This is a genomic window from Halobellus inordinatus, from assembly GCF_024498335.1.
Classification (GTDB): domain Archaea; phylum Halobacteriota; class Halobacteria; order Halobacteriales; family Haloferacaceae; genus Haloquadratum; species Haloquadratum inordinatus.
On record NZ_CP101825.1, the window covers coordinates 1,693,608 to 1,720,373 of the forward strand.

A 26,766-nucleotide genomic window follows, 5' to 3' on the forward strand; every position below is an offset into this window, starting at 1 on the left:
CATCCGCACTCCCACACGAGAATGATCGACCCAGTCATCGCCAGCAGACTTCAGTTTGCGGTGACGACGATCGTCCACATCATCTTCCCAGTGATGAGTATGGGTCTCGCGCCCTTCCTCATCTACTTCACGTGGAAAGAGATTCGGACGAACGAACAGATATACGAACAACTCAGATCCTTTTGGACGAAGATCTTCGCGATCAGCTTCGTCGTCGGTACCGTCACAGGAATCGTCCTGGAGTTCGAGTTCGGGACGAACTTCGCCGCGTTCTCGAAGACTGCGGGCGAACTGTTCGGCGGGCCGCTCGCGATCGAAGGGATGATGGCGTTTATGCTCGAGGCGACGTTCCTCGGCATCTTCATCTTCGGCCGCGAGCGCGTCTCCGATCGACTGTATATGCTGTCGAGCGTCCTCGTCGGCCTCGGCACGTGGCTGTCGGCGGTCTGGATCCTGATCGCGAACTCCTGGATGCAGACCCCACGCGGCTTCGAGGTCGCGATGGAGAGCGGCCAGCCGATCGTCTCGCTGGTCGACCCGATCGCCGCCTACGCCAATCCGCGGTTCCCGTGGATGTACGTCCATATGCAGAACGCGGCCGTCCTCTCGGTCGCGCTGTTTATGGCCGGCGTCGCCGCCTACTTCGTCTGGCAGAACCGCGACACGGAGTTTTGGCGCAAGACGATGAAGATCGCGATCGCGGTGCTCCTGGTCTCGGCACCGTTCCAGGCCATCCACGGCGACGCCTACGGGCGACACGTCGCAGAGACCCAACCGCAGAAGTTCGCCGCGATGGAGGCCCAATACGAGACCGACTCCTCGGTCGGGTTGAAACTCCTCGCGTTCCCGACGAGCGTGGAGAGTCTCACCGATCCGCGCGCGGAGAACCTCTTCGTCGTGGAACTGCCGTTCCTCGCGTCGATCCTGGCCAGCGGGGGTGATCCGGAAGCCACCATCACGGGCTTGAACGACGTTCCGACGGAAGCTCCGCCGGTCGCCATCGTCTTCTGGGCGTTCCGCGCGATGGTCGGCCTCGGGATGTGGTTCATCCTGCTCGCGTTCTGGGGTGGCTTCCGCTGGTACCAGGGAACGCTGTTCGAGGACGACCTGCTGGCGAAAGCGCTCGTCGGCTCGTCGGTCCTCGGCATCCTGACCGTAGAGTTGGGCTGGATCGTCACCGAGGTCGGCAGACAGCCCTGGGTCATCCAGGACGTGTTGAAGACGCACGCTGGCGTCTCGCCGGGGCTAACGGGCGCTGAAGCGCTCGTGACGCTGGCCGGCTTCGTCGGCGTGTACGCCGCCCTGCTCGTACTCTACACGTACGTCATCGCGCGCATCATCCGCAACGAAGCACCGACGAAGCCGCCGACGCCCGAACGCGAGCGCGACGCGCCCGATTCCGTGGGGGTCGTCCCGAGCGATGACTGACCTCCTCGCTGCGACGACGCTCTCCACGCTCGCGGACGGCCCGCTGTTCGGGCTCCCGTTAGCGAAGCTCTGGTTCGGTCTCATCTTCGCCGTGCTCGGGACGTTTCTGTTCCTCGACGGCTTCGACTTCGGCGTCGGGGCGCTGTTCGCGACGCGGAAGACGGACGCCGAGCGCGAGCAGTTGCTGGCGGCGATCGGGCCGTTCTGGGACGGGAACGAAGTGTGGCTCGTCGTCTTCGGCGGGATGCTCTTTGCCGTCTTCCCGACCATCTACGCCGACCTGTTCAGCCGGCACTACCTGCTGATGTTCGGCATCCTCGGCGCGCTCATCCTCCGCGGGCTCGCGCCGGAGATGTACGAACAGCGGCACGACGAGGCCTGGCAGCGGTGGTGGGGCCGCTCGTTCGTCGTCGGCAGCGTCACCGCGCCCCTCTTTTTGGGGATCTTCACCGGCAACTGGCTGTTCGGCGTCGACGGCTTCGTGTCGGTCGCGAGCCTGCTCGTCGGCCTCGCAGTCGTCGCGCTCACGATCGTCGACGGCGCGGCGTACCTCGGCGTGAAGACGCGTGGTGACGTCCGAAGCGAGACGCGGGCGATGGGGCTGCTCGCACAGGTCGTGTACCTTCTGCTCGCGGTGGCTGCCGTGGTCGTCGGCTCACAGACCGCAGATCACGTCGCGTTGCTCTCCGGACCGGTGCTCGCGCTGCTCGGCGCGACGGTCCTGCTCGCGGCCACGTACGCTGTCGCCAGCCGATTCGGCCGCTGGTACGTCGCGTTCGTGGCCGTCGCCGGGCAGGTGTACGGACTCGTCGCCCTCGTCGCGACACTCCTGTATCCGATGATCGATCCGGTCACCGAACTCGCCGTCGGAGAGGCCATCGTCTCGACGCTGCCGCTCAATCTCACGTCGATCGGGGCCGCGTTCTTGCTGCCCCTCATTGCGACGTACTTCTATGTCCTCTACTCGGCGTTCAGCGGTCCGGTCGAAGAAGCAGAATCCTACGCCTGAACGCCGCCCGCCGCTTTTTTTACTCGCTCCAGCGCCGATAGAACCCGACGCTGAACGCCAACAGGATCACGCCGATCCCGAGGTTGCGGAACAGGTTCCCGGGGTCGCCAGTGAGCGTGTACTGGAGCACGCCCACGCCGATCAAGAACCCGATCACCAGGAGTGACAGCAGTAGCATCAGCGTCTCGGTCTCGAAGGCGCCGCGGTCACTCACGACGACAGCACCTCCGTCGTGTCGCGGTGCTCGCGCGTCGGTGTCGGCTTCGACGCAGTCGGTGACCAGTACGTCGTCGCTGCGGATCGGTGCTGATGGAAGGAGACGGGTATCATCGCTGGGATGGGACAGGGAGGGGAACGAGTAAATCGTGGGGGACGACACCTCCCGGGAGGCGTCGGTTCGTCGTCGTGGTACGTCGTCGATACCGATCGGCCTCGGAGACGGCTCAGAGCGTCGCCTTCTTCGAGAGCCCGATGCCGCTCATCAATACGCCGGCGGCGATGAGAAGGCCGAGGCCCAGCGCTGTTACGATGTCACCGAGGCTGAGCATCCAGGCGGCTCCGATGACGCTCGCGAGGATGACCGCGACGCCGGCGACGAACAGCGAACTGTTGATTCGGTCTCGGTCCTGCCGCAGCGAACCCAGTTGACTCATATCTAGTTTTAACGCTCGAACGGCCTAAAACACACAGTTGCGGGTGATTATCTGATCGTCTTTTCGAAGGGGAGCAGATCTGTCGGAAATAATTTCACAGCGTCTCATTTCTGAGGGTCATCTCCGTAGTAGCAGACCTCACGGAGCTGAGAAGCCCCCCTCTCGACTGCTCGTGGCAGTATTTTAGGCCCACCAAAACCGTTATATCCGGTGGAGCGTCACTTTCCGATAATGGATAGTACCGACGCGGTGAACTCCGAACCCACGAACGAACGTGACGAAGCGGCCGCCGATTCGACGGTTGACATCTCAGCACACCAGTCCTCACCCGACCGTGTCGTCTTCACCGAAGACGGCAACAGCGATGGATGGATCGCGTTCGACGCCGAATCCGTCGTCGCACTCCACCGCTGAGGAGCGCGCTCGGACGACGGTACCCCCCTGAACGACGCTACTCCGACTCCGTACTGACGAGCGTGTCGTCTTCGAGGTAGTGTTCGATGTGGTGGGCCGCTTCTTCGACCTCGATGAGATTCTCCCGGAGGAGATGTGCGGTCGTCTGATCGCCGAGGTTCGCCGCGAGTTCGATGTGCTCGCGGAGCGTCTCGATGATGTCGCCGTACATCTCCATATCGTTCCGGAGCGACGTGCGGACGTCGTAGACGTCCTCGTCCTCGGCTTCGACCGGCGCGTGCTCGGTGAGTGTCGTCATTCCGGCTATGGGGACGCCGCCGAGCGCCTGCACGCGCTCTGCGAGTTCGTCGGCGAACTCCTCGGCGTCTTCGGCCGCATCGCCGAGGTACAAGTGAAGGTCGCGGAACTCCGCACCCTCGACGTTCCAGTGGTGCTTTTTCAACTGGTGGTAGAGAACGTACGTCGACGCGAGGTCCGTATTCAGCGCGTCGACGAGCTGTGATGCTTTCTCAGCGTCGATGCGGAGCGCCTCGCTTCCCTCGACTTCGTCGGCGTGCTGTCGGACCGTCTCTTGGGTGCTCATCGCAGCCAACGGTTGGTTCGCGACGGACTTAATACTTCGACCTACAGAAACATCTTTTTGGTAAAAACAAATATATTCTATGCCCGGTGGGACCAGCGACGGCAGATCGAGTCCTGCCGTCGAGAGTACCGATCGTAGGGAGTACCGCAAGTCCGCATAGATGTCTCGCCGGACGGTACGACGAGAATCTCCGAACAGTGACGATAACCCTATCAGTCGGTCGTGATGCCGATATCTTCCTGCGGGTAGCTCATCTCCACGATCGTCTCGTGGTGGCGGCACTCTTCGAGCGCGTGCTTGGCGTCCATTCCCGCGGTATGCGGGTTGTCGGCGATCCCGACGCCGACTTTGAGCTCGACGCCGGCCTCGGCCTCGACGTGCTCGATCGCGTCGCGGTAGTCGGCCTCGTCCATCGCTGGACAGATCGAGATGATGTTGTCGCCGCCGACGAAGAACGAGAGCGCGCCGTACTCCTCGCGGAGGTAGCGCATCACCGCCGCGTACCCCTGTTCGATCTGGATGAAGGAGTCGAACTCGTTGAGCCGGTCTGTGTACTTGCCCGTCGCGTCGTTGACGTCGAAGTGAGCGATCTGGACGTCGCCGGGCGTTCGGCGGCTCTCGGTGAGGTACTCACCCGCGAGCACCTCGCGGCGGTCGCCGTCCTGTGCGGAACCGGCGCGCTGGAGTCCTGCTGTTGCCGATTCGAGCGCCTCGACCGGCGATGGATCGGTCCCCGTTCCCAGACTGATGGTGACGGGATAGCGGTTGCCGATCGACTCCTGGAGGAGTTCGTGGTCCGCCTCGTCGAGCCCGTTGGTGATCGCGACCATATTGTCGAAGCGCGTGAAGAAGGCGTAGCCGTCGCGACTCCCGATGAACTGCGCGAGGTCGGCGAAGAGGCGAGACTGGAGGGTCTGGAGGTCCATCTCGCGTCGCGGTTCGGGCGTCACGGTCCACGGCCCGTAGTTGTCGATCTGAACGAGAGTGAGCTGGGAGTTCGTCACATCTGTCCTCTGGGACGTAGTGTATATCGTTCTTTCCGTATCAGATTAGTTTACCGTCTCACTTCTGGAACGCGTTGTCTGCTAACGAACGACGACAGTACCGGCCGGTCGACTCCACCGTCGCACCCGCTACGTTCAACACCACCAGGTCCCTACCACCGCCAATGGGTGTTCGCGGAGTCATTTTCGACGTGGACGGGACGCTAGTGCGGGGGAACGAACCGATCACGGGAGCAGACGCCGGCCTCGCGGCCGTCGAACGCGCCGGCCTCCGCCGACTGTTCGTGTCGAACAATCCGACGAAGCCGCCCGCAGCGTACGAACGGCGACTCGGTCGCGCCGGAATCACAGCGGAGGCCTCCGACGTCATCACTGCGGGCACCGTGACTGCGGCCTACCTCACCGAGCACCACTCGAGCGACGAGATCGCCGTGGTCGGCGAATCCGGCCTCGTCGACCTCCTTCGCTCGGCCGGCCTCTCAGTGACCGTAGTCGGGTCCGGGGCGGACACCGCGGGTGCCGCGTCTTCGACCGACCGCGACGCCGAAGCACAGATGGACGGCGGTGCCGCTCCCGACGTCTTGGTCGCATCGGTCGACCGGGACTTCAACTACGAGACGCTCCGGGAGTCGCTGTGGCTCCTCGAAGACTCCTCTGTCACGTTCGTCGGCACGGATCCCGATATCGTCATCCCCGCGCCGGAGGGTGACGTTCCCGGATCGGGTGCGGTGATCGACGCGATCGCGAACGTCGCCGGGCGAGATCCCTCGATCGTTCTGGGCAAACCGAGCGACACGGTGCGGACGATGGCGCTCGATCACCTGGACCTCCCGCCCGAGGACGTGCTCGTCGTCGGCGACCGACTCGACACCGACGTCGCTCTCGGCGAGCGCGCCGGAATGACGACCGCGCTCGTCCGGACCGGCGTGACCGACGAGGCAGACCTCGCAGCGTCGCCGATCGAACCGGATTACGTGCTCGACTCGCTCGCGGAACTTCCGGAACTTCTCGCGGATACGGGAGACGTGTAGTTCGAGTACACATTCGTTTCGGACAATAAGTATAACAGATCTCGGTCCGTCTAGCGCGATGGATTATGGGCAAGAAGATCCTGATGATCGTCGGCGACTTCGGTGAAGACTACGAGACGATGGTTCCGTACCAGGCGCTGGAGATGGTCGGCCACGACGTAGACACGGTCTGTCCGGAGAAAGAAGCGGGCGAGACGGTCAAGACGGCGATCCACGACTTCCGCGGGGATCAGACGTACCTCGAAGAGCGCGGGCACGACTTCGAGGTGAACACGACGTTCGCGGAGATCGCCCCCAGCGACTACGACGCGCTCGTCGTCCCCGGCGGGCGGGCACCCGAATATCTCCGCACGTACGACGCGGTCCTCGACGCAGTCAGGCACTTCTTCGAGGAGGACAAACCGGTGGCGGCAGTCTGCCACGGGCCGCAGATCCTCGCGGCCGCGGGCGTCCTCGACGGTTACGAGATGACCGCTTATCCGGCGGTACGCGCCGAAGTCGAGGCCGCCGGCTGTTCGTGGGTCGACGAGGTGACCGTCGACGGCAACCTCGTGACGGGGCAGGCGTGGCCCGACCATCCGGAGTGGCTCGCCGCGTTCCTCGACCTCCTCGGGACCGAGATCGACGCTGGCGTTCCGGCCGCCGCAGACGACTGATGGTTGCCGTGTGGTAACGTCTGACAAATATTTATATACTATCGTGACGTTCCCCACAGTATGGAAAGTCAGCCGAACAGTCCGTACGTCTACTCCGAGGACGCCCCGGAGCCCGCCGAACCGTACGTCTCACACGACGAAGTCGAAGAAGCGGCCCTACCGGATCCGGAGGGCCGAGACGTGATCATCGCCGACGGTCAGGCGATGAGTTTCCGCGCCTATCACCGGCGCTGAACGCGGGTTTCGAGTCGGTCGTAGTTATCGGGCTTAGCGTCACCGTTCGGAGATTCCCGCCGTACCGTCCGGCGAGAAATCTATGCGGACGTACGATAATCCCTATTAGAAGGCGTCGCCGTGAACGGTGGCGTCCGCGCGGAGTTCTTCTCGGAGCGCGGAGTGGACGTGACAGATGTCCTTCGCGCGCTCGAGGATCGTCGCGAGCGTCTCGTCGTCGAGATCCGCTTCGACGTAGATGTCGAACCGGATGGCTTCGAGGTCGTCGTCCTCGTCGAGGTCGGCGTCGGCGTCGATCTGGACCTTCCCGAGGTCGTCGTGGCCGCGCTGCTGGCCACCCACGCGGAACGCGGGGAGGAAACAGGAGGCGTAGTCGGCGACGAGTACCGCGTTCGGGTTCGGTCCAGCCTCGTCGAGCGCGTCGATGGTGAGTTCGAATTCGCCCACCTGACTGGTACTCGCGAAGCCTTCCTCGCTGACGGTCGAAGTCTGAATGTCGCTCATTCCGTCCGGAGGGACGGAAGGGACAGCCCTAAAGGTTACTTACCGGACCGAGCGGTGGCGCTCGGACTGTACTGTGACGGCTGTTTCGGGACTCACTCCAGCGTGAACGATTCGTCGCCGTCGAGGACGTGGACCTCCGCGGAGGATCCCGTCGCTTTGACCTCGCGGACGACGTCGTCGGTGTCGATCTCGATCGGCGGGAACGAGTCGTAGTGCATCGGCAAGAGGTGATCGACGCCGAGCCAATCGGTCGCGATGGCGGCCTGCGCCGGCCCCATCGTGAAGTGATCGCCGACCGGGAGCGCAGCGGCGTCGGGTTCGAGGTAGGGTCCGATGACGTCTTTCATCTCGGACATCAGGCCGGTGTCGCCGGCGTGATAGAACGTCGTCGCGTCCGCGTCCGACTCCTGGGTCGGCTTCTTGTCGCTGATGATGAAGCCGGCGGGCATCCCGAGGCTGTGTTCATAGCCCGTATTGAGTCCGTTCGTGTGATCCGCGCGGTGCATCGTCACGAACGCGTCGCCGCACTCGACGGTACCGCCGATGTTCATCCCGATGCTGTCTGTAAAGCCGACTTCCTCCTCCATATACCCGGTCAGCTCCGGGACAGCGACGACTGTCGCGTCGGTGAACGCGTCGGCGTCGCCGATGTGATCGGCGTGGCCGTGCGTCAAGAGGACGTAATCCGGCGTCTCGACGTCCGAAGCCGAGAGTTCGGTCTTCGGGTTCGAGAAGAACGGGTCGATCAGGAAAGTCGTGCCGTCGACGTCGACGTGCCACGTGGAGTGGCCGTGCCAAGTGAGTTTCATCGTCATCGTCCGCTAGCATATTCTTCCGGATCGACAATAAAGCGTACTGTCGATAGAGAGAAATGCGCACAAGTGACACTCGTCGATCACGTATATATCCTCGGCCGTCGACGTGTGAGTATGGACCACGTGATCGACTACCAACCCTCGTTCGCCCTCCTGACTGTTTCACTCGACGCCGAGGAGTCGATTCGAGCGGAGGCGGGCGCGATGGTTTCCCACGACACGACGATCGAGATGCAGACGAACGCCACGGGCGGCTTTCTGTCCTCGATCAAGCGCTCGCTCGCCGGCGAGAGTTTCTTCCAGAACACCTTCACGGCGAATGCCGCCGGCGACGTCCAGTTCGCGCCCCCGCTGCCAGGCGACATCACTCACCTCGACCTCAGTGGCGAGACAGTGTACGTCCAGTCCGGGTCGTACCTCGCGGGTGACGCCGACCTCGACGTCGACACGGAGTTCGGCGGCGGACGCACGTTCTTCGGCAGCGAAGGGTTGTTCCTCCTGAAGGTGAGTGGGAGCGGCCCGCTGTTCCTGTCGAGTTACGGGGCAATCCACCCGGTCGACGTCGCAGAGGAAGCGCCGTTCGTCATCGATACGGGCCACATCGTCGCCTTCGAGGAGTCGCTCGACTTCACCGTCCGTCGGGTCGGTGGCCTGCGATCGACGCTCACGAGCGGCGAGGGCCTGGTCTGTGAGTTCAGCGGCACCGGAACAGTCTGGCTCCAATCGCGGAGTATGGACGCGTTCGTCGCATGGCTCGCGCCGCAGTTACCGGCGCAGTCGAGTGGCAACTGATAGGGATTATCGTAACTGTTCGGAGATTCTCGCCGTACCGTCCGGCGAGAAATCTATGGAGACGTACGATAACCCCTATGAGCGTCGGCAGCGACGACGCCCTCGCAGCGCTGCCCACGCTTCGCCGACAGCCTCCGAAACTCTTTCGTGAAACTCGACATACGGGTGTGGAAGCCCCTCGTCGTTTCCGAGATAGAAAGAACGAAACACCGCCGCGCCGTCGGTTCCGACGTGCACACCGTTAGATTCCGAGACCCGGCAGGGTCGATCCGACAGGGCGAATGGCACGGTGAGGAAGTCTCCTTCGGCGGCGAGACGTACGACCTAGAGGAGGTCGACGTACTCCCACCGAGCGATCCGGACAAGATCGTCTGCATCGGCCGGAATTACGCCGACCACGCGGCTGAGATGGACAACGAGATCCCGGACCGACCGCTCCTGTTCCTGAAGCCCCCGAACACACTCGCGGGCCACGGCGATACGGTAACGCTGCCGGCCGGGAAGGACCAGATCGACCACGAGGCCGAGATCGCTGTCGTCATCGGCAAGCAGGCCCGGAACGTCGATGCCGCGGACGCGATGGACTACGTCGCGGGCTTCACCTGCCTGAACGATCTCTCGAATCGCGACGACCAGCGCAAGGAGAAGAACTGGGTCCGCGGGAAGGCGTTCGATAACGCCGCGCCGATGGGACCGGTCCTCGCGAGTCCCGACGAGGTCCCCGCCGACGCCGACATCGAACTCCGCGTCAACGGCGAGACGAAGCAGTCGTCCTCGCGTGACCATCTCGCGTTCCCCGTTCCCGAACTGATCGAGGAGATCACGACGTATCTGACGCTGGAACCGGGCGACGTCATCGCGACTGGCACGCCCGCGGGCGTCGGCCCGCTCTCGGACGGCGACACCGTCGAAGTGGAAGTCGAAGGGGTCGGCGTCCTCGAACACGACGTCCGAATCCCGTAGCGGCCACCAACGTTCTCCGTCGACATTCTCCGGTATTTCGAGGACGAGCGGACACGTCCGAGCGACTCACCTCGGCGCCGACGAAGGAAAATCCATAAGTTTAGGCTCGCCTAATCCGGTTTCGTGGAACTGACTCGACGCGATGCGCTGGCGGCGCTGGCCGCTGTGGGGGCGACTGTCGGTGGCGGCGTTCTCGCCGGACGGTACGATCCACCACGGGCAGACGCCGCATCGGACGCCGGTAGCGGGTCGGCAGCGGAGCCGACGCTCTCGACAGACCTTCTCGATCTACTGGACGCGGCCGCCGAGGTCGTCTATCCGAGCGGCGTCGACGGTCGCCGCACGTTCGTCGAAACGTACGTCTTGGGCCGGACCGAGAACCGACCGGCGTACCGCGAGGGACTTCAGGAGGCGGCGGCCCAACTCGACGCCGTGGCACGTGACTGGCGCGGGCAGCCCTACGCCGACCTCGACGCCGACGTCCGAGACAAACTGCTCCGCGATCTGGGTGTCGAGACGGCAGAGCCGGTGGCTGACGGGACGATCACCGAACGGATCCGGTTCTACGTCGTCAACGACCTGCTCTTCGCGTTCTACTCGTCGCCGGCGGGCGGCCGACTCGTCGGCATCGAGAACCCGATCGGCCACCCCGGCGGCATCGAGAGCTACCAGCGCGCGTCGACGTCGCCCTCGTCGACCGAGCGCAGTGGGGGGGACGAATGAGCGCTGACGGCGCCAGTGGCGGATCTGACGGTGGTGTCGGCGACGGTATCGACCGAACGCCCTCGCCCAGCGCGGACGTCTGTGTCGTCGGCTCAGGGCCAGCGGGTGCGCTCGTCGCGCACCGACTCGCAGACGAGGGCGCGAACGTCGTCGTCCTCGAAGCGGGACCGCGCTTCGAGTTCTCCGAACGCACTGCACAGCAGGAACAGCACATCCGCCCGGGGATGGAAGACCCGTGGGAGATGGGCGGTCCGCGCGACGCCTACAGCACCGAGGGACGACACTATCCGCTGAACGCGGCGCGCGTGAAGGGCGTCGGCGGGTCGACGCTACACTGGCAGGGGATGGTGATGCGGCTCCACGAGCGCGACTTCGAGATGCAGACGCGCTACGGCGTCGGCACTGACTGGCCGATCGACTACGACGACCTCCAGCCCTACTACGCCGACGCGGAGCGCGCATTCGGCGTCGCAGGCGCGATGGACAACCCCTACGCGCCGCCACGCGAGGAGCCGTTCCCGCTCCCGGCGTTCCCCCCGTCGTACTCGGATTCCCTCTTTGCGGAGGCCTGCGAGCGTCTAGAGATCGATATGCACTCGGTGCCGAACGCGCGGAACTCCGAGCCCTACGATGACCGTGCCCCGTGTCTAGGCTACGGGACGTGTAAGCCGGTCTGTCCCTCAGGGGCGAAGTACACCGCGGAATCGCACGTCGCGAAAGCCGAAGCAGCCGGCGCACGGGTGATCGACCGGGTGCCGGTCCAGCGCCTCGAACACGACGACGCGGGCGAGACGATCGAGGCCGCGGTGTATGCGACGCCCGATGGGACCGAACACCGACAGACTGCGGGGCAGTTCGTCCTCGCCTGTGGCGGCGTCGAGAACGCGCGGCTGTTGCTGCTGTCGGCGTCCGAGCAGCATCCCGACGGGTTAGCGAACTCCTCGGGCGCTGTCGGACGCTTCTTTATGGATCACCTGTTCGCTGGCGCTGGCGGGCGTCTCGACGAACCGACTCGGCAGAATCACGTCGGCTTCAACACCAGCGAGACGCACCAGTTCTACGACGACACGGAGCCGGTCGAAGGGCTGAAGCTGGAGTTCCTCAACTACGCTGGCCCCTCGCCCGTCATCGAGGCGCTCGGTGCGGACACCTGGGGCGACGAGCTCGCAGAGCAACTCAACGAGTCGTACGGCACCCACGTCGCGGTCGGCGGTCTCGTCGAGCAGGTGCCCGACGCCGAGAACCGGATCACGCTCGATCCGGACCGCCGCGACGACCACGGGAACCCGGTCCCGCACGTCGAGTGGTCGCTGGGTGAGCGAACCGAGCGAGCGATCCGGCGCGCGAACGAGATCCAGCACGCGATCTTGGAGGAACTCGGCGCGTCGATCGAGTGGACGGTCGGCCCCGAGAGCACCGGTCCCGCGTACCACCAGATGGGAACCACGCGGATGGGGTCGGATCCCGGACAGAGCGTCGTCGACGTCGACTGCCGGACGCACGACCTCTCGAACCTCTGGATCGTCGGGTCGTCAGTGTTCCCCACGGGCGGTGCGATGAACCCGACGCTGACCATCGCCGCGCTCTCGTTACGGACTGCCGAGGCGCTGTCGGCGTCGCTGTCGGACCCCTAGTGGCTTCTATTGGCGAGCAGTCGGCACAGAGGCTGATAGGGATTATCGTAACTATTCGGAGATTCTCGCCGTACCGTCCGGCGAGAACTCTATGAGGACGTACGATAATCCCTATGAAATCCCGCGTCGACGTGCCGAACGACCGCGGCCCGACGCGGGGTAGACGCTACGTCACGGGGGTCGCTGGCCGCGTCTTCGTATATAAATCTCTGTTGACACCGGGAATCCGCGGGTCGTTCCGAGAGCGCCAGCCGCTACTGAGACGCACCCTTAAAGACCCGCGGGCGACAGCGTACGAGTATGCAACCGAGGGACCTCTCCGCGCACGAGGCGTACGTACCCGGACGCGGAGCCGAGGAGGTGGCCCGCGACCTCGGGATGGACCCCGAGGAACTGACGAAACTGTCGTCCAACGAGAACCCGCACGGACCGAGTCCGGACGCGGTCGCGGCCGTCGAGGCCGCCGCACCCGACGTGAACGTCTATCCGAAGGCGTCACACACGGATCTCACCGACCGGATCGCCGAGCAGTGGGGCCTCGACTCCCCGCAGGTGTGGGTGAGCGCCGGCGCCGACGGCGCGATCGACTACCTCTCCCGGGCGTTTCTGGAGCCTGGCGACGAGATTCTCGTCCCCGAACCGGGCTTTTCGTACTATCCGATGTCGGCGCGGTACCACCACGGCGAGGCGTCGTCGTACCGCATCTCGAAGGCCGACGACTTCGAGCAGACGGCCGACGGTGTCCTCTCGGCGTACGACGGCGAGCGGATCGTCTTCGTCACGACGCCGCACAATCCGACTGGCTCGGTCCTGCCGCGCGAGGAGATCCGCGCGCTCGCCGAGGGCGTCGCGGACCACACGCTCCTCGTCGTCGACGAGGCGTACGCCGAGTACGCCGACGAGCCCTCTTCGATCGACCTCCTCGACGAGTACGAGAACATGGCCGTCCTGCGGACGTTCTCGAAGGCCTACGGCCTCGCCGGTGTGCGGATCGGTTACGCCGCCGTCCCGGAGGCCTGGGCCGACGCCTACGCCCGCGTGAATACGCCTTTCGCTGCCAACGAGATCGCCTGTCGCGCCGCGCTCGCCGCGCTCGACGACGACGAGCACCTCGAACGCTCGGTCGAGACCGCCCAGTGGGCCCGCGAGTACTACCACGAACACCTCGACGTGCCGACGTGGCCCTCTGGCGGCAACTTCGTCCTCTGTGAGGTCGGTGACGCGACCGCGGTCGCCGAGGCGACCCAGGAGCGCGGCGTCATCGTCCGCGATACCTCCAGTTTCGGCCTGCCAGAGTGCGTCCGGATCTCCTGCGGCACCCGTGAGGAGACCGAGCGCGCCGTGGCGGTCCTCAACGAAGTCGTCGCCGACGTCCGGCCGGAGGCGACCGAGCCGTGACGCGCGTCGCGCTCACCGGAACCCCCGGAACGGGAAAGACGACCGTCTCCGAACTGGTCGCCGAACGGGCGGGCGTCGACGTCGTCCACCTCAACGACGCGATACGCGAGGCAGACCTCTTCGAGGAGCGCGACGTCGAGCGCGACTCGCTGGTCGCCGATCTCGACGCCGTCGAAGCGTGGCTCGACGAGCACGAGGACCGCGTCGCCGACGAGAGCGACGCGGATACGCTCGTCGAGTCACACCTGTCGCACCTCTTGGACGCCGACCAGGTGATCGTGTTGCGCTGTCGTCCCGACGTGCTGAAGCCCCGGCTCCGCGAGCGCGGCGAGTCCGAAGCTTCCGTGGCTGAGAACGCCGAGAGCGAGGCACTCGACGTGATTCTCGCCGAGGCGGTCGAGCGCCACGGTGAGGGAGACGTCTGGGAGATCGATACGACCGATCGAACGCCCGACGCGGTCGCCGACGACGTCGTCGCCGCGATGGAGGGCGAAGTAGAGCCCCGAGTGGGAATCGTCGACTTCATCGACTACCTGTGACCCTCGATCAGTACCGGGACCTCGCAGACCGACTGCTCGCGCCGTTCGTCGCCGCCGCCGACCGACTCGGGCTGAGTCCCGACGGCGTAAGCGTCGTCGCCTTCGGGTTCGCGGTCGCGGCCGGCGGCGCCTTCTACCTCGCGACGCCGCTTTGGTACGCCCTCGGCGCGTTGTTCGTCTTCGCCAACGGCTGGCTCGACCTGGTCGACGGCGCGCTCGCACGGGCGCAGGGCGTCTCCAGCGAGGGCGGCGACCTGCTCGATCACGTCCTCGACCGCTACGCCGACATCGCGATGCTCGTCGGCCTCGCCGCCGGCATCGACGGCTACGCCCTCGGTCTCGCGGCGGTCACGGGCGTCCTGATGACCTCGTATCTGGGCACGCAGATCCAGGCCGTGGGACTCGGCCGCGAGTACGGCGGCCTCGTGGGGCGCGCGGACCGCCTCGCACTCATCGGCGTGGCTGCAGTCGTCGCTGCCGTCTCGCTCGCGCTGGCTGCCGTGCCGGTCCGCGTCGTCGGCCTGAGCGTCGTCGGCTGGCTGTTGGTGTTCTTCGCCGTCGTGGGACACCTCACGGCGCTCCAGCGCTTCTGGGGCGCGTGGTCCGACCTCTCTTAGCGCGTCGGGCCTCGAACGGCACGTCTGCCGGCGAGTCCGGAGTACACAAAAGCCCGTCCCCCGAACCGCTAACAAGGATGGCCGGTCCGACCACGACACGCAGGCGCCTGCTCGAACTCGGCGGGACCGCGATACTCGCCGCGCTCGCGGGCTGTAACACGGCGGCACCGCGTACGGGGACCGACACGCCCGCCAGCGCGACGTCGTCGGAGACGCCGGGGACTGAGACGGCGACCGAAACGCCGACCGAGACAGCGACGAGCCCCTACACTCGCGTGTATCGCCAGGTCAGCGACTCGGTCGTGCTCGTGCGCACCGACACCGGGCAGGGAAGCGGGTTCGTCGCCCGCTCCTCGTACGTCGTCACCAACGCGCACGTCGTCGACGATGCCGCGACGGCAGAGATCAGATTCAGCGGCGGCCGGTGGAGCCGGGGAGAGATCGTCGGCACGGATCCCCACAGCGACCTGGCGGTGATCGCGCTCCCAGGGTCGGCGCCGGACGCCGAGGCGCTCTCGTTCGCCGAGGAACCTGCCGTCGTCGGCCAGGAGGTCGTCGCGATCGGGAACCCGTTCGATCTGGACGGCTCCGTCACGGCCGGGATCGTCAGCGGCACTGATAGGTGGATCCCGGCCCCGACGGGGTCGCGCATCCCGGATGCCATCCAGACTGACGCGGCCGTCAACCCGGGGAACAGCGGCGGCCCGCTCGTGTCGCTCGACGGTCGGGTGGTCGCCGTGATCAGCTCCGGGGGCGGCGAGAACATCGCGTTCGGTATCTCGGCAGCCCTCGCTCGTCGGGTCGTGCCGGCGCTCGTCGAGGACGGCCGCTTCGAGCACCCCTACATCGGCGTCACGCTGCTCGGCCTGACGCCCGATCTGGCTCGCGCCAACGGGATGGCGACGCCCCGCGGGGTCCTCGTGACCGCGGTCGACGAGGACGGCCCCGCCGCGGGCGTCGTTCGCGGCGGCACCGAAATCCGCGTCGTTGACGGGCGGCGCGTGCGAGTCGGCGGCGACGTGCTCCTAGCGATCGACGGCGAGCGGATGCAGACGACAGAGGACCTCGGGAGCTACCTCGCGCTCCAGACGCGCCCCGGCGACACGGTCGAACTGACACTGCTCCGCGACGGGACCGAACTGACAGTCGAGGTCGAACTCGGGGCGCGACCCGCCTGAGTCGCTGTCGTCGCCCGCGTTCGTGCTGTATTGCGCCCGTATCTGTTCCGTGTCGCCGTCCGCGTTCGTGGCGCTGTCTGGCGCCGCGGGCGCACGGCCGGCGTGTCCTTTATATCGCCCCCTCGACTACGACGGAGTATATGCCCCAGTGCGAGATGTGCGGCAAGGAACGGCCGTCCCTGACGACGGTCAAGGTCGAAGGGGCCGAACTCGAACTGTGCGACGACTGCAAGGAGTTCGGCACCGAGGTCCGCACTGAGTCGAGTTCCTCTCAGTCGACGAAGTACTCGACGTCGAGTTCCTCAGGCGAGTCGTCGGGGTCCTCCAGCGCGTCGAGCACGTCCTCGTCTGCCGGCGGCGGGTCGTCCGGCGGCTCCAGCCGACGCCGACGCGATATGTTCGACGATATGGACGAGATCGCTTCGGACTACGACCGCCGGATCCGCGAGGCGCGCGAAGACCGCGGACTGAGCCAGGAGGACCTCGCACAATCGCTCAACGAGAAGGCGAGTCTCATCCGCAAGCTCGAACGCGGCGATATTCTCCCCTCCGACGAGGTACAGAAGAAACTCGAACGCAAACTCGAAATCTCGCTCGTCGAAGGCGGCGACGGCGAGGACAGTGAGTGGTCTGGCGGTTCGTCGACGACCACGACGCTCGGCGACGTCGTCAAGCGCAAGGACTGACGCGGCTCTGTCTCGGTGTTGCGCTTTCAGTGCGTTTCAGGGAGCGGGAGCGACGCGCTCGCTCCGACCCAGAGCCAGCACGTGAGGAGCAACCTATTTTGTGTCGTGGGGCCCAGAAGGGAACGTGTTCATCTTAGTCAATCTCAAAGCCTATCCCTGTGACCCCATCGAGGTCGCGACCGCCGCGCGCGACGTTTCGGAGGCCTCCGGCGTCCAAATCGCCGTCTCCCCGCAGGCGGCCGACATCGCCCGCGTCGCAGACACCGGCGTCGAGACGTGGGCCCAGCACGTCGATCCGAACGGTTACGGGAGCCACACCGGTAGCACACTGGCAGAGTCCGTCGCCGACGCCGGCGCGGTCGGCACGCTCATCAACCACTCCGAAAAGCGGCTGAAACTCGCGGACATCGACGCCGCCGTCCGCGCGGCCGAGCGCGCTGGCCTGGAAACGTGCGTCTGTGCGAACAACCCCGCGCAGATCGGTGCCGCGGCCGCGCTCGCCCCCGACAGCGTCGCCGTCGAACCGCCGGAACTGATCGGCGGCGACGTCTCGGTGGCGACGGCCGATCCCGAAATTGTCGAGGACGCTGTCACCGCCGCCGGGAACGTCGACGAGGCGGTCGACGTCTACTGCGGCGCGGGCATCTCCTCGGGGGAGGACGTCGCGACCGCGGGCGACCTGGGTGCGTCCGGAATCCTCCTCGCTTCGGGCGTTGCGAAGGCGGACGACCCGCGCGCGGCGCTCGAATCCCTCGTCGAACCGCTTTAAGACCCGCACAGACCCTCATTCGGTAATTCTGATGTCACTGAGACAGTTCCTCGACGCGATCGAGTCGCCGGAGCGGTCCCTCGTCGTGCTCGATCGAGACGCGCCGGAGCCAGTTCAACGAATGCTGGAGAAGACGTTCGCGGACCAGCCGATCGACGTCGACGAGGTCGATCTCGACGACGAAGGTGAGGACGTGGTCGTGATCGTCGAAGACGGGACTGTCGTCGCCAGGTCGTCGCTCCGAGACCTCCAGGACGCGATCCTGTTGGTCAACTCCGATCTCTTCGTCACCGGCGCACGGCAGTTAGAGGACGTCGAACTTCCAGCCGTCCTGCAGGAGCTAGACGAGATCCCCTTCTTCCTTCGCGGCTACCCCGAATCGCACTCCGAAAAGCTGCTCTTGATCCTGGTTTCCCGATACATCGAACAGACCGCGTGGGAGCAGCAGTCGGGGACGCTGCGCGCGTCGTTTCAATCTCTCTCGCGGATCGAAGACGAGATCGGAACGCACCAGGTCTACCGGCGACTGGACGACGCTCCAGTCGATGTCCACGTCTACGGCGCGCCGGGATGGGAACCGTCGCCGCAGTCGACGATCACGATTCACGCGGGATACGAACAGGACTTTCTGGAATCGTGGTTCGTCGTCTACACGCCGCCGGCGGGCGGCGACGAACACGTCGCGCTGCTCGCGCTCGAAGAAAGCCCAAACGAGTGGACCGGATTCTGGACGTACCGGCCGTCGCTGGTGGATGAGATCAACGAGTACATCATCCGTCAGTTGTGACCAAGGGGGCGGACTCCCCGCTCGTAGTGGTTATCGCGACTGTTCCTCGATTTTTCGCTATGCCGCTCGGCGAGAATCGATGCGGACTCCCGAACTCAGTATCAGTCGTCGCCGGCTTCGACATCTCTGTCCTGTCCGTTTACAGTGGCCTCGCCTGCTGCTTGCTCAGACGTTCCGGGGCGGAACGCGGCTTCGACGGCCGTGACGACCTCCCGTAGCTCTTCGTCGTCGAGCCGGTCGGCGAACTCCTGGCGAACGAGGTCCGGGAGGGCGTACGCGTAGCGGCCGCGGCCGACGTGTTCGACGAACCCCGCGCGACGGAGCGGCCGGTTGCGACTGTAGGCGAGTTGTTTGTCGCCGACCTCGCCGGCGGCGACGTGGGCGTCGACCGGATCGCAGGCGTCGATCTCGCGGTAGAACGCGAGCATCCGTCGGGACGCCGGCGGCAACGACGACACGACGTTCCGCAAGCGTTCGATGACGTCTGCTCGCCCGGTCAGCATCGCCGTCCCCTCGTGAGCGCGCTCGGGTGCCGTGTCGGCGTCCGTCGACGGTTGGAGCTCAACGTCGCCGTCGGCGCCGACGTCGGCGTCGAGTCCCGGGTACGCGCCGGCGGCGGCCGCTGTGACGGCCTCCTCTTGCTCTTGACTGGCGTCTGCCGTGGCAGTCGTGGGCGCCTCCTCGGTCCCGCCGTCGCTCGACGCCCCGGCTCGTTCCCCTTCGTCGTACTGATCGAGCGCGGCCTGCTGGTCTTCAGTCCGGGCCAGGTTCCGGCCGTCGCCGCCGCGGTACGGCGCTTCGGCCGTCTGGAACATCGCTTGGGCGAACTGGTCGGCCATCTGCGAGAGGTCTTTCGCCTCTTCGAGTTCGCGCTCGAGCTGTCGGATCTTCGCCTCCTTCTTCTCTAACTCCTGTTTGAGATCGGCGATCTCGCTTTCGCGGCGGGCTTTCTCGTCGGAGATGTCCTGCAGTTCGGAGACGAGGTCGCCGTCGACGGACTTCAGATCCGGGCGCTCGAAGTCGTCGAGGCCGGGCGTCGCGCCCGCGTCGAACGTCTGCTTCTTGTGGAATTTGACCCGCCGAAGCGACTCCGACCAGTCGGTGACGAGGAACGCCTCGCCGTCGTCCATCTCCTCGATCGCGTCCGCGTACTCCGAGCCGAGGATCCGCCCGACGACTTTCGTGTCGTTGTTCCAGGTCAGGCGATGCCAGACGAGCCAGTCGCACTGGGTAATGAAGTCCTTCTTGACGTCGGCGGGGCGCTGAGAGATGCCGACGATCCCGAGGCCGTGTTTCCGCCCGCGCTTGCCGATCTTGATGAGCATCTTGCCCGCCTCGGTCATCCCGCCGCCCTCGGGGATGTACTCGTGGCACTCCTCGACGAGCATCAGGAAGGGCTTCTTGAGCTTCTTCTCTTTCGCGAAGAGTTTCTTCGCGACCTCCGTCAGCAACTCTTGAGCTTCGTCCTCGTCGAGGTAGCCGGAGACGTCGAGGATGATCGGGACGTTCTGTTCGAGCGCGAGGTTCGCGAGCTTTTCGGCGTGCTCGGGGCTGACGACGATGTCGCACTCGTCGTCGGCGCCCGCGTGCAGTAGCTCGAACTGCTCTTTGAGGCCGTAGTACTCGCCGTCGGTGTCGACGATGAGCACTGGAAAGTTGTTCGAGAGCAGATTCTCGATCATCACGGACGCCGTGTTCGACTTCCCGGACCCGGATTTGCCCGTGATGAACCCTCGTCCGGTGAGGATGTCGACGACTGGCAGCTCGACGGACGTCCCCGGTTCGTGGTCCCCGTCGCCACCCGGACCCGCGCTGACGTTCGCGACGGCGATCGTCTCCGTATCCTCGGTCATCTATCGGGTGCTCGCCCTCGCGGGGCATAGTTCCTTCCCCGTGCGGCGACGACGCTGGCCGCTCGGCGATGCGCGCCTCCCCGACTACTCGCCGGGATCGAACTGATCCAGCGACGATTGGCCGTCGCCGTACCCTGGTTCCTCGGCGACGCCGCGTCCGTCGGAGCGGGTCTCGGCACCGACCTCGCTGTCGGCGTCGCCGTCGACGCTGCCGTCGACGTCGGCGGCCGCTGACCCGGCCCCCTCCCACCCGTCGAGTTGGGACTGTTCGCCGTCCGCGAAGGAGAGATTCGAGACGCGGACGCCGACCTTGCGGGCGTCGTCGTCTTCGAACTCCGCGAGCAACTCTAAGGCGACCTCCTCGACGAGCGCGGGGTCGTCGACCGGACCGGGAAGCGACCGCTCGCGGGTGTTGACGTCGTACGGCGGCACGACCACTTTGATCCCGATCGTACGGTACGTCGCGCCGCGGTTGCGAGCGCGTGCAGCGACGTCGGCCGCGAGCGCCGTCACCGTCTCGCGCTTTCGTTCGTCGTCGTCGGTCGCCTCCGAGAACGCCGACTCCCGAGAGAGGCTCTTGGGTCGGCCGGTCGGCGTGACCTCACGGTCGTCGATGCCGCGGGCGCGGTCGTGGAGTTCCGGCCCGCGCGAGCCGAACGCGTCCCGAAGCGCGGTCGGATCGGCCTCGGCGAGGTCGCCCGCGGTCTCGACGCCCATCGACGCGAGCCGGTCCGCCGTCACGGGGCCGACGCCGTGGACGGCGTCGACTGAGAGCGGGGCCAGGAAGTCGCGGACGGTCCCCGGTTCGACGACGACGAGACCGTTCGGTTTGTCGTGATCGGAGGCGATCTTCGCGGCGGACATATTCGGTGCGACGCCGACGCTCGCGGGAACGCCGACCTCGCGGGCGATCCGCTGTTTCACGTGCCGCGCGTAGCCCTCCGCGAGCGTCCGGTCGCCGTCCGGGGCGCGTTGCCAGGCGGTTCGGTCGGTCACGTCGAGGTACGCCTCGTCGATGCTGACCTCCCGGACGACGTCTGCGCACTCGTGAAGGATCTCTTTGACCGACGCTGCAACCGAGCGGTAGAACTCCAAATCGACCGGCCGGTAGTAGCCGACTGCTTCGGCATCGGTGTCGCTGACGGCTGTCTCGTCAGTAGGGGCTGCCTCGCCGGTGGGGGCCGCCTCGCCGGCAGTGGCCACCTCGCCGGCATCGTCGCTGTCTCTCTCCTGGCTCTCGGCGCGCGGGAGTCGATCGAGCGCCTGTGAGATCGGTTGGGCGCTCTCGACGCCGTATTCGCGGGCCTCGTAGCTCGCGGTGGCGACCGCCCCGAACGTCTCGCCGCGCTCGTAGCCCATCCCGACGACGACGGGCTCGCCTCGCAACAGGGGTTCGCGAAGGCGTTCACAGGAGGCATAAAAGCAGTCCATATCCACGTGGAGAACGATCCGCGATGAATCGCGCTCTGTGACCCCCGGCAGGGTTTCGCCGCTCATCGGCGCCCCCGGACGACCCGCACGCTATGCAGAGTGCGCTCGGTCCGTCGACAGCGGGAGCGGTCGGAAGCCATCACGGTCTTTCGCCCGTCGTGAAACGAACGTCGGGACGTAGACGGCGAGCGCACTATAGCGTTCTCAAAGCGGAGTGAAAGTAGAGCGAATAGAGGAGCGGCGCGGTCGCGACGTCCGAGATCCTCGACGTGCGTCGCTGCAGCGGGCGGTCAATCGAGTTACTTCAGCCGTTCCTGTAAGAACGAGGGGTGTGCCGCCGTGATCCCCTCGATCGAGAGCACCCGCTCGGAGATGACTTCGCCGAGCGCGTCGCCGTCGGGCGCACGAACTTCGGCCATCAGCATATGATCGCCCGAGGAGGTGTACAGCGACTCGACGGCGTCCAGTTCCTTGAGTTCACGCGTCGCTTCGACGTACCGCTCGGAGGCGACGTCGAGTCCCACGAGAGCGATAGACGTCTCCGAGAGTTTCTTCGGGTCGACGTCGGCCGAGTAGCCGACGATGATACCTTCCTCTTCCATCTTCCGGATGTACTTTCGAACCGTCGGCTTCGAGACGTCCGCCCGCTCTGCGATCTCAGCGTACGACGCTTGGGCGTCGTCCTCGAGAACGTCGAGGATCCGGCCCTCCGTCGAGGTAGTCTCCATACCGGTATGTTTCGGTTGCCGGAAAAAATACCTTCCGAATAGAAAAACCGAACTCCCGACGCCGAAACACCACCGAAACGGGGCGCGTGAGCCGTCGATACCGCCGATTCAGCGCTGTTACTTGTGCTTGTCGAGGAACGTGTCGTAGACGCGTTCCCACTCGTAGTCGTCGTCGAAGTATCGCTCTGCGAGCGGTTCTTCGGGGAGCTCACCGATGCGCTGTTTCTCCTGCTGGTAGGACGGGCGGTCCTCGTCGACGTAGTACCGGCCCGTGAGGACGGTGCCCTCGTGGAGCACGTTTTCGGTCTCGAACATCATCTCGGACGCTTCCGAGCGGTCGGTGTTGTCGAACTCGTAGTCGTCGGACTCGTTGACGTCGATGTAGGGGACGTACTGCTTTGCGTCCTTGTTCCACGTCGGACACTGGGTGAGGAAGTCGACGTGGGAGAACCCGTCGTGTTCGATCGCCTCGACGATGATGTCTTTCGCCTGGTTGGGGTTGACTGCGGCCGTCCGGGCGACGTACGATGCGCCGGCGTTCAGCGACATCGACAGCGGCCGGATCGGGTCCTTCGCGGACCCGTGCGGTTGGGTCTTCGACTTGTGGCCCTTCGGCGACGTCGGCGACGTCTGGCCCTTCGTCAGCCCGAAGATCTCGTTGTTGAACACGATGTAGGTGATGTCGTGGTTCTCACGAGCTGTGTGCATGAAGTGGTTGCCACCGATACCGTAGCCGTCGCCGTCGCCGCCGGCCGCGACGACCGTCAGGCCGGGGTTGGCGAGTTTGGCCGCGCGCGCGATCGGGAGCGATCGGCCGTGGATCGTGTGGAAGCCGTAGCTGTCGAAGTAACTGTTCAGTTTGCCCGAGCAGCCGATGCCGGTGGAGACGAGCATCTCCTCGGGGGAGAGGCCCAGTTCGGCCGCCGCGCCCTTCAGGGCCTTCAGGACCCCGAAGTCGCCACAGCCGGGACACCAGGTAGGCTGCGGTTCGAGGCCGGGCGTGTACTCGTTACGGTCGTGTTCGGCGTGTTCGCCGATTGCACTGAATGCGCTCATAGTTAATCACTCGCTGCGGGGACGAACTTGGTCTCGTGGCCGGGCAGCGTCCCGTCCTCGACGATGCTGGTGACGAACCCGTCGACGATCTCGGCGGGCTCGAAGGGGTTGCCGTTGTACTTCAGGAGACTCGAGAGCTTCTCGCCGTAGCGACCGAGTTCCTTCTGGGTCAGGCCGCGGAACTGCGCGGAGGCGTTCATCTCGACGACGAGCACCTCGTCGACGCTCTCGACGAACTCGGTGACTTCTTCGACCGGGTACGGGGCCATCTCGGAGACGCCGAGCATCTTCACCGAGTGGCCATCGTCGTTCAGTCGGTCGACGGCCTCCTCGACGGTACCCTGCTGGGAGCCGAACGTCATAATGCCGTATTCGGCTTCTTCGGGCCCGTAGTGGGTGTTCGTCTCCTCGTCGGCGTCGAGGTCGGCGCGGATGGCTTCCATCTTCTCCATCCGTCGGTCGACCTGATTGACGCGGTTGTCGGGGTCCTCTGCGATGTGCCCGGCGGGCATATGCTCGTTCCCGGTCGCGAGGTAGCGGCCGCCCTTCTGGCCCGGAATGGACCGGGGGCTGACGCCGTCCTCGACGTCGTGCTGGAAGCGGTTGTACTTCCCGGAGGGGTCGTGCGGTGCGTCGACCAGTTCCTCCTCGGTGATGACAGAGCCGAGGTCCGCGTTCGGCTCCTCGTCGAAGACGCTCGCCGGCACGTTCTGAAGCTCGCCGCCGTTCTTCTGGTCGTAGAGGACGATCGACGGGATCTGGTACTCGTAGGCGATCTGGAACGCGCGGCGCGTCTGTTTGTACGCCTCCACGGCGTCAGACGGCGCGAAGACGACGCGGTGGGAGTCGCCCTGCGAGGTGTAGAGGACGTGTTCGAGGTCGGCCTGTTCGGGCTTCGTCGGCATCCCGGTCGAGGGACCGGCGCGCATCGCTTCGACGAGGACGACCGGCGTCTCGGTCATCTCGGCGAGGCCGAGCGGTTCGGACATCAGCGCGAAGCCGCCGCCCGAAGATCCGGACATCGCCTTCACGCCGGCGTGTGAGGCACCGAGTGCCAGCGCCGCCGCCGCGATTTCGTCTTCGACCTGCTCGGAGATGCCGCCGACCTCGGGGAGGTTCTGCGACATAATAGTGAAGACCTCGGTCCACGGCGTCATCGGGTAGCCAGCGATGAAGCGACATCCCTCGTCGAGTGCGCCGTAGGCGATGGCGTCCGAGCCGGAGATGAGGACCTGCTCTTCGTCGTGTTCGCCCTCCGGAACCGACACGTCGGGTGCGTCGGCGTCGTACTCTTCGAGCACAGTCTCGTAGGCGTCGTCGAAGACGGCCATATTCGGCTCGAAGATCTTCTCGGGCATCGTGTCGTCCATCAGGCTCTTGATGACCTCGGGTTCGATGCCGGCGATGGCGCAGGTGACGGCGACGCCCGCGGTGTTCCGCATCACTTCGCGGCCGTGCTCGCGGGCGATCGTGCGGAGGTCGATGTCGTAGACGTGCCAGCCGTTCTCCTCGACGCGCTCGTCGAAGTTCGGGATGTCGTCGGTGTCGAGCAGTCCGGAGTCGTAGACGATGACGCCGCCTTCGTTGAGTTCGTCTAGGTTCTCCGAGAGCGGTTTGACCTCCTCGTTGCCGTAGTATGCGTTCTCCTGGGGGTTCCGAGCGAAGGAGTCGCCCAGCGCCAGGAGGAAGTTGTACCCGTCACCGCGCGATTTCACGTTGTCCGCGGAGACGCGGACTTCCGTATAGGTGTGGCCACCACGGATGCGCGACGGGTAGTGACGATGCGTGAATACGTGCAGGCCCGCTCGCATCAGGGCCTTCGCGAAATTCTGGCTCGTCGAGGCGATCCCGTCGCCGGAACCACCCGCGATTCGCCAGATGAGTTCGTCGTCAGTCATATCTGAGCTCACGGCCCGTGTGGGCCACTACCGAAAACTTTCGGAAGGAATCGATTAAAGCCTTTGCTATAAGTTACCAAGGAAAGATGATGATGGACCTAATATGTGAACGTTTAGCACGCTAGTCGGCAAAATAACTGGACGTTCACAACCGTTTTGCAAAAAGACCCAGCAATTATTTGTTATTCCCGTCGCTCGCCCGCTAGACCGTCACTCGTTGTCGGGGCTTGAGGGGTGATACTCGGTGTCGTATTCGCCCGGCTGATCGTCGAGCCGATCGGGGTTCATCCGGCCGCTGAGCAGCATAAAGTCGAGTATCGTGAGATTCAGCATCGCCTCGACGACCGGGACGGCACGCGGCGGCAGGACGGGGTCGTGACGGCCGACGACCTGGATGTCTTTCTCCTCTCCGGTCTCCCAGTCGACGGTCTTCTGCTCTTTCGGGATCGAGGTCGGGGCGTGCCAGGTGACCTCGCCGTAGATCGGCTGGCCGGTCGTGATGCCGCCCTGGAGGCCGCCGTGTTTGTTTCCTTCGGGCACCGGGTCGCCGTTCTCGTCGAACTCCCAGTCCTCGTTACGGTCTTTGCCGGTCCACTCGCGGGCTTCCGTCCCGAGACCGAACTCGAACGCCGTCGTCGCCGGAATCGACATCATCGCCTGGCCGAGCCGAGAGGGGAACGAGTCGAATCGCGGCGCGCCCAGGCCGCGCGGGACGCCGCGCGCCTCGAAGTAGATCGACCCTCCGATCGAGTCGCCCTCTGTCTGGTACTCGTCGATCAGGTCGCGCATTTCTTCTGCGGTCTCGGGGTCCGCACAGCGAACCTCGTTCTCCTCTGTGTGTTCGAGCATCTCCTCGAACGACACTTCCGGCGCCTCGATGTCGCCGATCTGGTTCACGTGCGCTTTGACCTGTACGTCCTGCGTTTCGAGGAGTTTCTTCGCGACCGCGCCGGCCGCGACCCAGTTCACCGTCTCGCGCGCCGACGAGCGGCCGCCGCCGCCCCAGTTGCGCGTGCCGAACTTCGCCGAGTAGGTGAAGTCGCCGTGGCTCGGGCGCGGAGCCGTGACGTAGGGCTCGTACTTGCCCGAGCGGGCGTCCTTGTTCTCGATGACCATCCCGATCGGCGTCCCCGTCGTGTAGCCGTCCTGGACGCCGGAGTTGATCACGACCGCGTCGGGTTCGCCCCGGGAGGTCGTGATCATCGACTGTCCCGGCTTGCGCCGGTCGAGTTCGGCCTGCACGTCGTCTTCGTCGAGTTCGAGCCCTGCCGGACAGCCCGAGACAGTCACGCCCATCGCATCGCCGTGGCTCTCGCCGTAGGTGGTGACCTGGAAGAGCCGGCCGAATCGGTTCCCGTTCATTACCTCGCCGTCGTGGTTCCG

General features: G+C 65.4%; 30 protein-coding genes. 17 read left to right on the forward strand and 13 right to left on the reverse strand.

The features are described 5' to 3' along the window. Positions 1-21 precede the first annotated feature (21 nt). Complete coding sequence (locus NO362_RS08760) at positions 22-1,428, forward strand: cytochrome ubiquinol oxidase subunit I (protein ID WP_256544926.1); 1,407 nt, start codon at positions 22-24, stop codon at positions 1,426-1,428. Further along, positions 1,421-2,437, forward strand: coding sequence for a cytochrome d ubiquinol oxidase subunit II (cydB, locus tag NO362_RS08765; protein WP_256544927.1), 1,017 nt, complete (start codon positions 1,421-1,423; stop codon positions 2,435-2,437). The genes NO362_RS08760 and cydB overlap by 8 nt, the downstream gene beginning before the upstream one ends. Positions 2,438-2,456: 19 nt before the next feature. Here the strand turns inward: cydB and NO362_RS08770 are convergent, their stop codons facing one another. Next, positions 2,457-2,651 (reverse strand): DUF8073 family membrane protein, encoded by a 195-nt coding sequence (locus NO362_RS08770; protein ID WP_256290584.1) that lies wholly within the window; start codon positions 2,649-2,651, stop codon positions 2,457-2,459. Between the two features lie 229 nt (positions 2,652-2,880). Next, positions 2,881-3,090, reverse strand: coding sequence for a hypothetical protein (locus NO362_RS08775; RefSeq protein WP_256290585.1), 210 nt, complete (start codon positions 3,088-3,090; stop codon positions 2,881-2,883). 231 nt (positions 3,091-3,321) lie between these two features. On the opposite strand from NO362_RS08775, the gene NO362_RS08780 reads away from it, so the two are divergent. After that, complete coding sequence (locus NO362_RS08780) at positions 3,322-3,504, forward strand: hypothetical protein (RefSeq protein ID WP_256290586.1); 183 nt, start codon at positions 3,322-3,324, stop codon at positions 3,502-3,504. Positions 3,505-3,541: 37 nt separating this feature from the next. Here the strand turns inward: NO362_RS08780 and dpsA are convergent, their stop codons facing one another. Then, positions 3,542-4,087: a DNA starvation/stationary phase protection protein DpsA gene (gene dpsA / locus NO362_RS08785; protein WP_256544928.1), complete on the reverse strand. Its 546-nt coding sequence runs from the start codon at positions 4,085-4,087 to the stop codon at positions 3,542-3,544. Between the two features lie 212 nt (positions 4,088-4,299). Beyond that, the gene (locus NO362_RS08790; protein WP_121570832.1) at positions 4,300-5,091 is read right to left on the reverse strand and encodes a GTP cyclohydrolase III; all 792 of its coding nucleotides are present in this window, start codon (positions 5,089-5,091) and stop codon (positions 4,300-4,302) included. 164 nt (positions 5,092-5,255) lie between these two features. Between NO362_RS08790 and NO362_RS08795 the strand changes: the two genes are divergently transcribed. From NO362_RS08795 to NO362_RS08805, 3 genes are all read left to right on the forward strand, one after another. Continuing rightward, positions 5,256-6,122: an HAD-IIA family hydrolase gene (locus tag NO362_RS08795; RefSeq protein ID WP_256544929.1), complete on the forward strand. Its 867-nt coding sequence runs from the start codon at positions 5,256-5,258 to the stop codon at positions 6,120-6,122. A gap of 65 nt (positions 6,123-6,187) precedes the next feature. Continuing rightward, the gene (locus tag NO362_RS08800; RefSeq protein WP_369335084.1) at positions 6,188-6,778 is read left to right on the forward strand and encodes a DJ-1/PfpI family protein; all 591 of its coding nucleotides are present in this window, start codon (positions 6,188-6,190) and stop codon (positions 6,776-6,778) included. A gap of 60 nt (positions 6,779-6,838) precedes the next feature. Further along, positions 6,839-7,012 (forward strand): hypothetical protein, encoded by a 174-nt coding sequence (locus tag NO362_RS08805; RefSeq protein WP_199723118.1) that lies wholly within the window; start codon positions 6,839-6,841, stop codon positions 7,010-7,012. A 105-nt stretch (positions 7,013-7,117) separates the two neighbouring features. Here NO362_RS08805 and NO362_RS08810 read toward each other — a convergent pair whose 3' ends face one another. Next, a complete protein-coding gene (locus NO362_RS08810; RefSeq protein WP_256544930.1) occupies positions 7,118-7,516 on the reverse strand; it encodes an OsmC family protein in 399 nt (132 codons plus the stop codon). A gap of 92 nt (positions 7,517-7,608) precedes the next feature. Then, entirely contained in the window at positions 7,609-8,325 is a 717-nt protein-coding gene (locus NO362_RS08815) for a metal-dependent hydrolase (RefSeq protein WP_256544931.1), read from the reverse strand. Between the two features lie 120 nt (positions 8,326-8,445). Between NO362_RS08815 and NO362_RS08820 the strand changes: the two genes are divergently transcribed. From NO362_RS08820 to NO362_RS08855, 8 genes are all read left to right on the forward strand, one after another. Next, a complete protein-coding gene (locus tag NO362_RS08820; RefSeq protein ID WP_256544932.1) occupies positions 8,446-9,123 on the forward strand; it encodes a TIGR00266 family protein in 678 nt (225 codons plus the stop codon). A 231-nt stretch (positions 9,124-9,354) separates the two neighbouring features. Further along, a complete protein-coding gene (locus tag NO362_RS08825; RefSeq protein ID WP_256544933.1) occupies positions 9,355-10,086 on the forward strand; it encodes a fumarylacetoacetate hydrolase family protein in 732 nt (243 codons plus the stop codon). A gap of 123 nt (positions 10,087-10,209) precedes the next feature. After that, positions 10,210-10,809, forward strand: coding sequence for a gluconate 2-dehydrogenase subunit 3 family protein (locus tag NO362_RS08830; protein WP_256544934.1), 600 nt, complete (start codon positions 10,210-10,212; stop codon positions 10,807-10,809). Next, a complete protein-coding gene (locus tag NO362_RS08835; protein ID WP_369335085.1) occupies positions 10,806-12,443 on the forward strand; it encodes a GMC family oxidoreductase in 1,638 nt (545 codons plus the stop codon). Before NO362_RS08830 ends, NO362_RS08835 begins: the two co-directional genes overlap by 4 nt. A gap of 300 nt (positions 12,444-12,743) precedes the next feature. Continuing rightward, the gene (hisC, locus tag NO362_RS08840; protein WP_256544936.1) at positions 12,744-13,841 is read left to right on the forward strand and encodes a histidinol-phosphate transaminase; all 1,098 of its coding nucleotides are present in this window, start codon (positions 12,744-12,746) and stop codon (positions 13,839-13,841) included. After that, positions 13,838-14,380 (forward strand): adenylate kinase family protein, encoded by a 543-nt coding sequence (locus NO362_RS08845; protein ID WP_256544937.1) that lies wholly within the window; start codon positions 13,838-13,840, stop codon positions 14,378-14,380. The genes hisC and NO362_RS08845 overlap by 4 nt, the downstream gene beginning before the upstream one ends. Then, complete coding sequence (locus NO362_RS08850) at positions 14,377-14,997, forward strand: CDP-alcohol phosphatidyltransferase family protein (protein WP_121570841.1); 621 nt, start codon at positions 14,377-14,379, stop codon at positions 14,995-14,997. Before NO362_RS08845 ends, NO362_RS08850 begins: the two co-directional genes overlap by 4 nt. A gap of 77 nt (positions 14,998-15,074) precedes the next feature. Then, a complete protein-coding gene (locus NO362_RS08855; RefSeq protein WP_256544938.1) occupies positions 15,075-16,175 on the forward strand; it encodes a S1C family serine protease in 1,101 nt (366 codons plus the stop codon). Positions 16,176-16,284: 109 nt separating this feature from the next. On the opposite strand, the gene NO362_RS14695 is transcribed toward NO362_RS08855, so the two are convergent. After that, on the reverse strand, positions 16,285-16,419 hold the full coding sequence (locus tag NO362_RS14695) for a DUF8138 family protein (RefSeq protein ID WP_484494535.1): 135 nt from the start codon (positions 16,417-16,419) through the stop codon (positions 16,285-16,287). Here NO362_RS14695 and NO362_RS08860 point away from each other — a divergent pair. The 3 genes from NO362_RS08860 (at position 16,355) to NO362_RS08870 (ending at position 18,417) form a co-directional block, all read left to right on the forward strand. After that, entirely contained in the window at positions 16,355-16,861 is a 507-nt protein-coding gene (locus NO362_RS08860; protein ID WP_500683726.1) for a multiprotein bridging factor aMBF1, read from the forward strand. The two genes, NO362_RS14695 and NO362_RS08860, sit on opposite strands and share 65 nt — an antisense overlap. A 124-nt stretch (positions 16,862-16,985) precedes the next feature. Beyond that, on the forward strand, positions 16,986-17,630 hold the full coding sequence (gene tpiA, locus NO362_RS08865; protein ID WP_256546622.1) for a triose-phosphate isomerase: 645 nt from the start codon (positions 16,986-16,988) through the stop codon (positions 17,628-17,630). 31 nt (positions 17,631-17,661) lie between these two features. After that, the gene (locus NO362_RS08870; protein ID WP_256544939.1) at positions 17,662-18,417 is read left to right on the forward strand and encodes a DICT sensory domain-containing protein; all 756 of its coding nucleotides are present in this window, start codon (positions 17,662-17,664) and stop codon (positions 18,415-18,417) included. Between the two features lie 101 nt (positions 18,418-18,518). On the opposite strand, the gene NO362_RS08875 is transcribed toward NO362_RS08870, so the two are convergent. The 6 genes from NO362_RS08875 to aroC form a co-directional block, all read right to left on the reverse strand. After that, complete coding sequence (locus NO362_RS08875) at positions 18,519-20,270, reverse strand: ATP-binding protein (RefSeq protein WP_256544940.1); 1,752 nt, start codon at positions 20,268-20,270, stop codon at positions 18,519-18,521. An 84-nt stretch (positions 20,271-20,354) separates the two neighbouring features. Beyond that, complete coding sequence (locus NO362_RS08880) at positions 20,355-21,767, reverse strand: DNA polymerase Y family protein (RefSeq protein WP_256544941.1); 1,413 nt, start codon at positions 21,765-21,767, stop codon at positions 20,355-20,357. Positions 21,768-22,000: 233 nt separating this feature from the next. Then, positions 22,001-22,429 carry an HTH-type transcriptional regulator LrpA1 gene (lrpA1, locus tag NO362_RS08885; RefSeq protein ID WP_256290605.1) on the reverse strand — a complete coding sequence of 143 codons (429 nt, stop codon included), beginning with the start codon at positions 22,427-22,429 and terminating at the stop codon, positions 22,001-22,003. 117 nt (positions 22,430-22,546) lie between these two features. Continuing rightward, positions 22,547-23,485, reverse strand: a complete 939-nt coding sequence (locus tag NO362_RS08890; protein ID WP_256544942.1) for a thiamine pyrophosphate-dependent enzyme — start codon at positions 23,483-23,485, stop codon at positions 22,547-22,549. 2 nt (positions 23,486-23,487) lie between these two features. Beyond that, on the reverse strand, positions 23,488-25,383 hold the full coding sequence (locus NO362_RS08895) for a 2-oxoacid:acceptor oxidoreductase subunit alpha (RefSeq protein WP_256290607.1): 1,896 nt from the start codon (positions 25,381-25,383) through the stop codon (positions 23,488-23,490). A 210-nt stretch (positions 25,384-25,593) separates the two neighbouring features. Beyond that, the gene (aroC, locus tag NO362_RS08900; protein ID WP_256544943.1) at positions 25,594-26,745 is read right to left on the reverse strand and encodes a chorismate synthase; all 1,152 of its coding nucleotides are present in this window, start codon (positions 26,743-26,745) and stop codon (positions 25,594-25,596) included. Positions 26,746-26,766 lie beyond the last annotated feature (21 nt).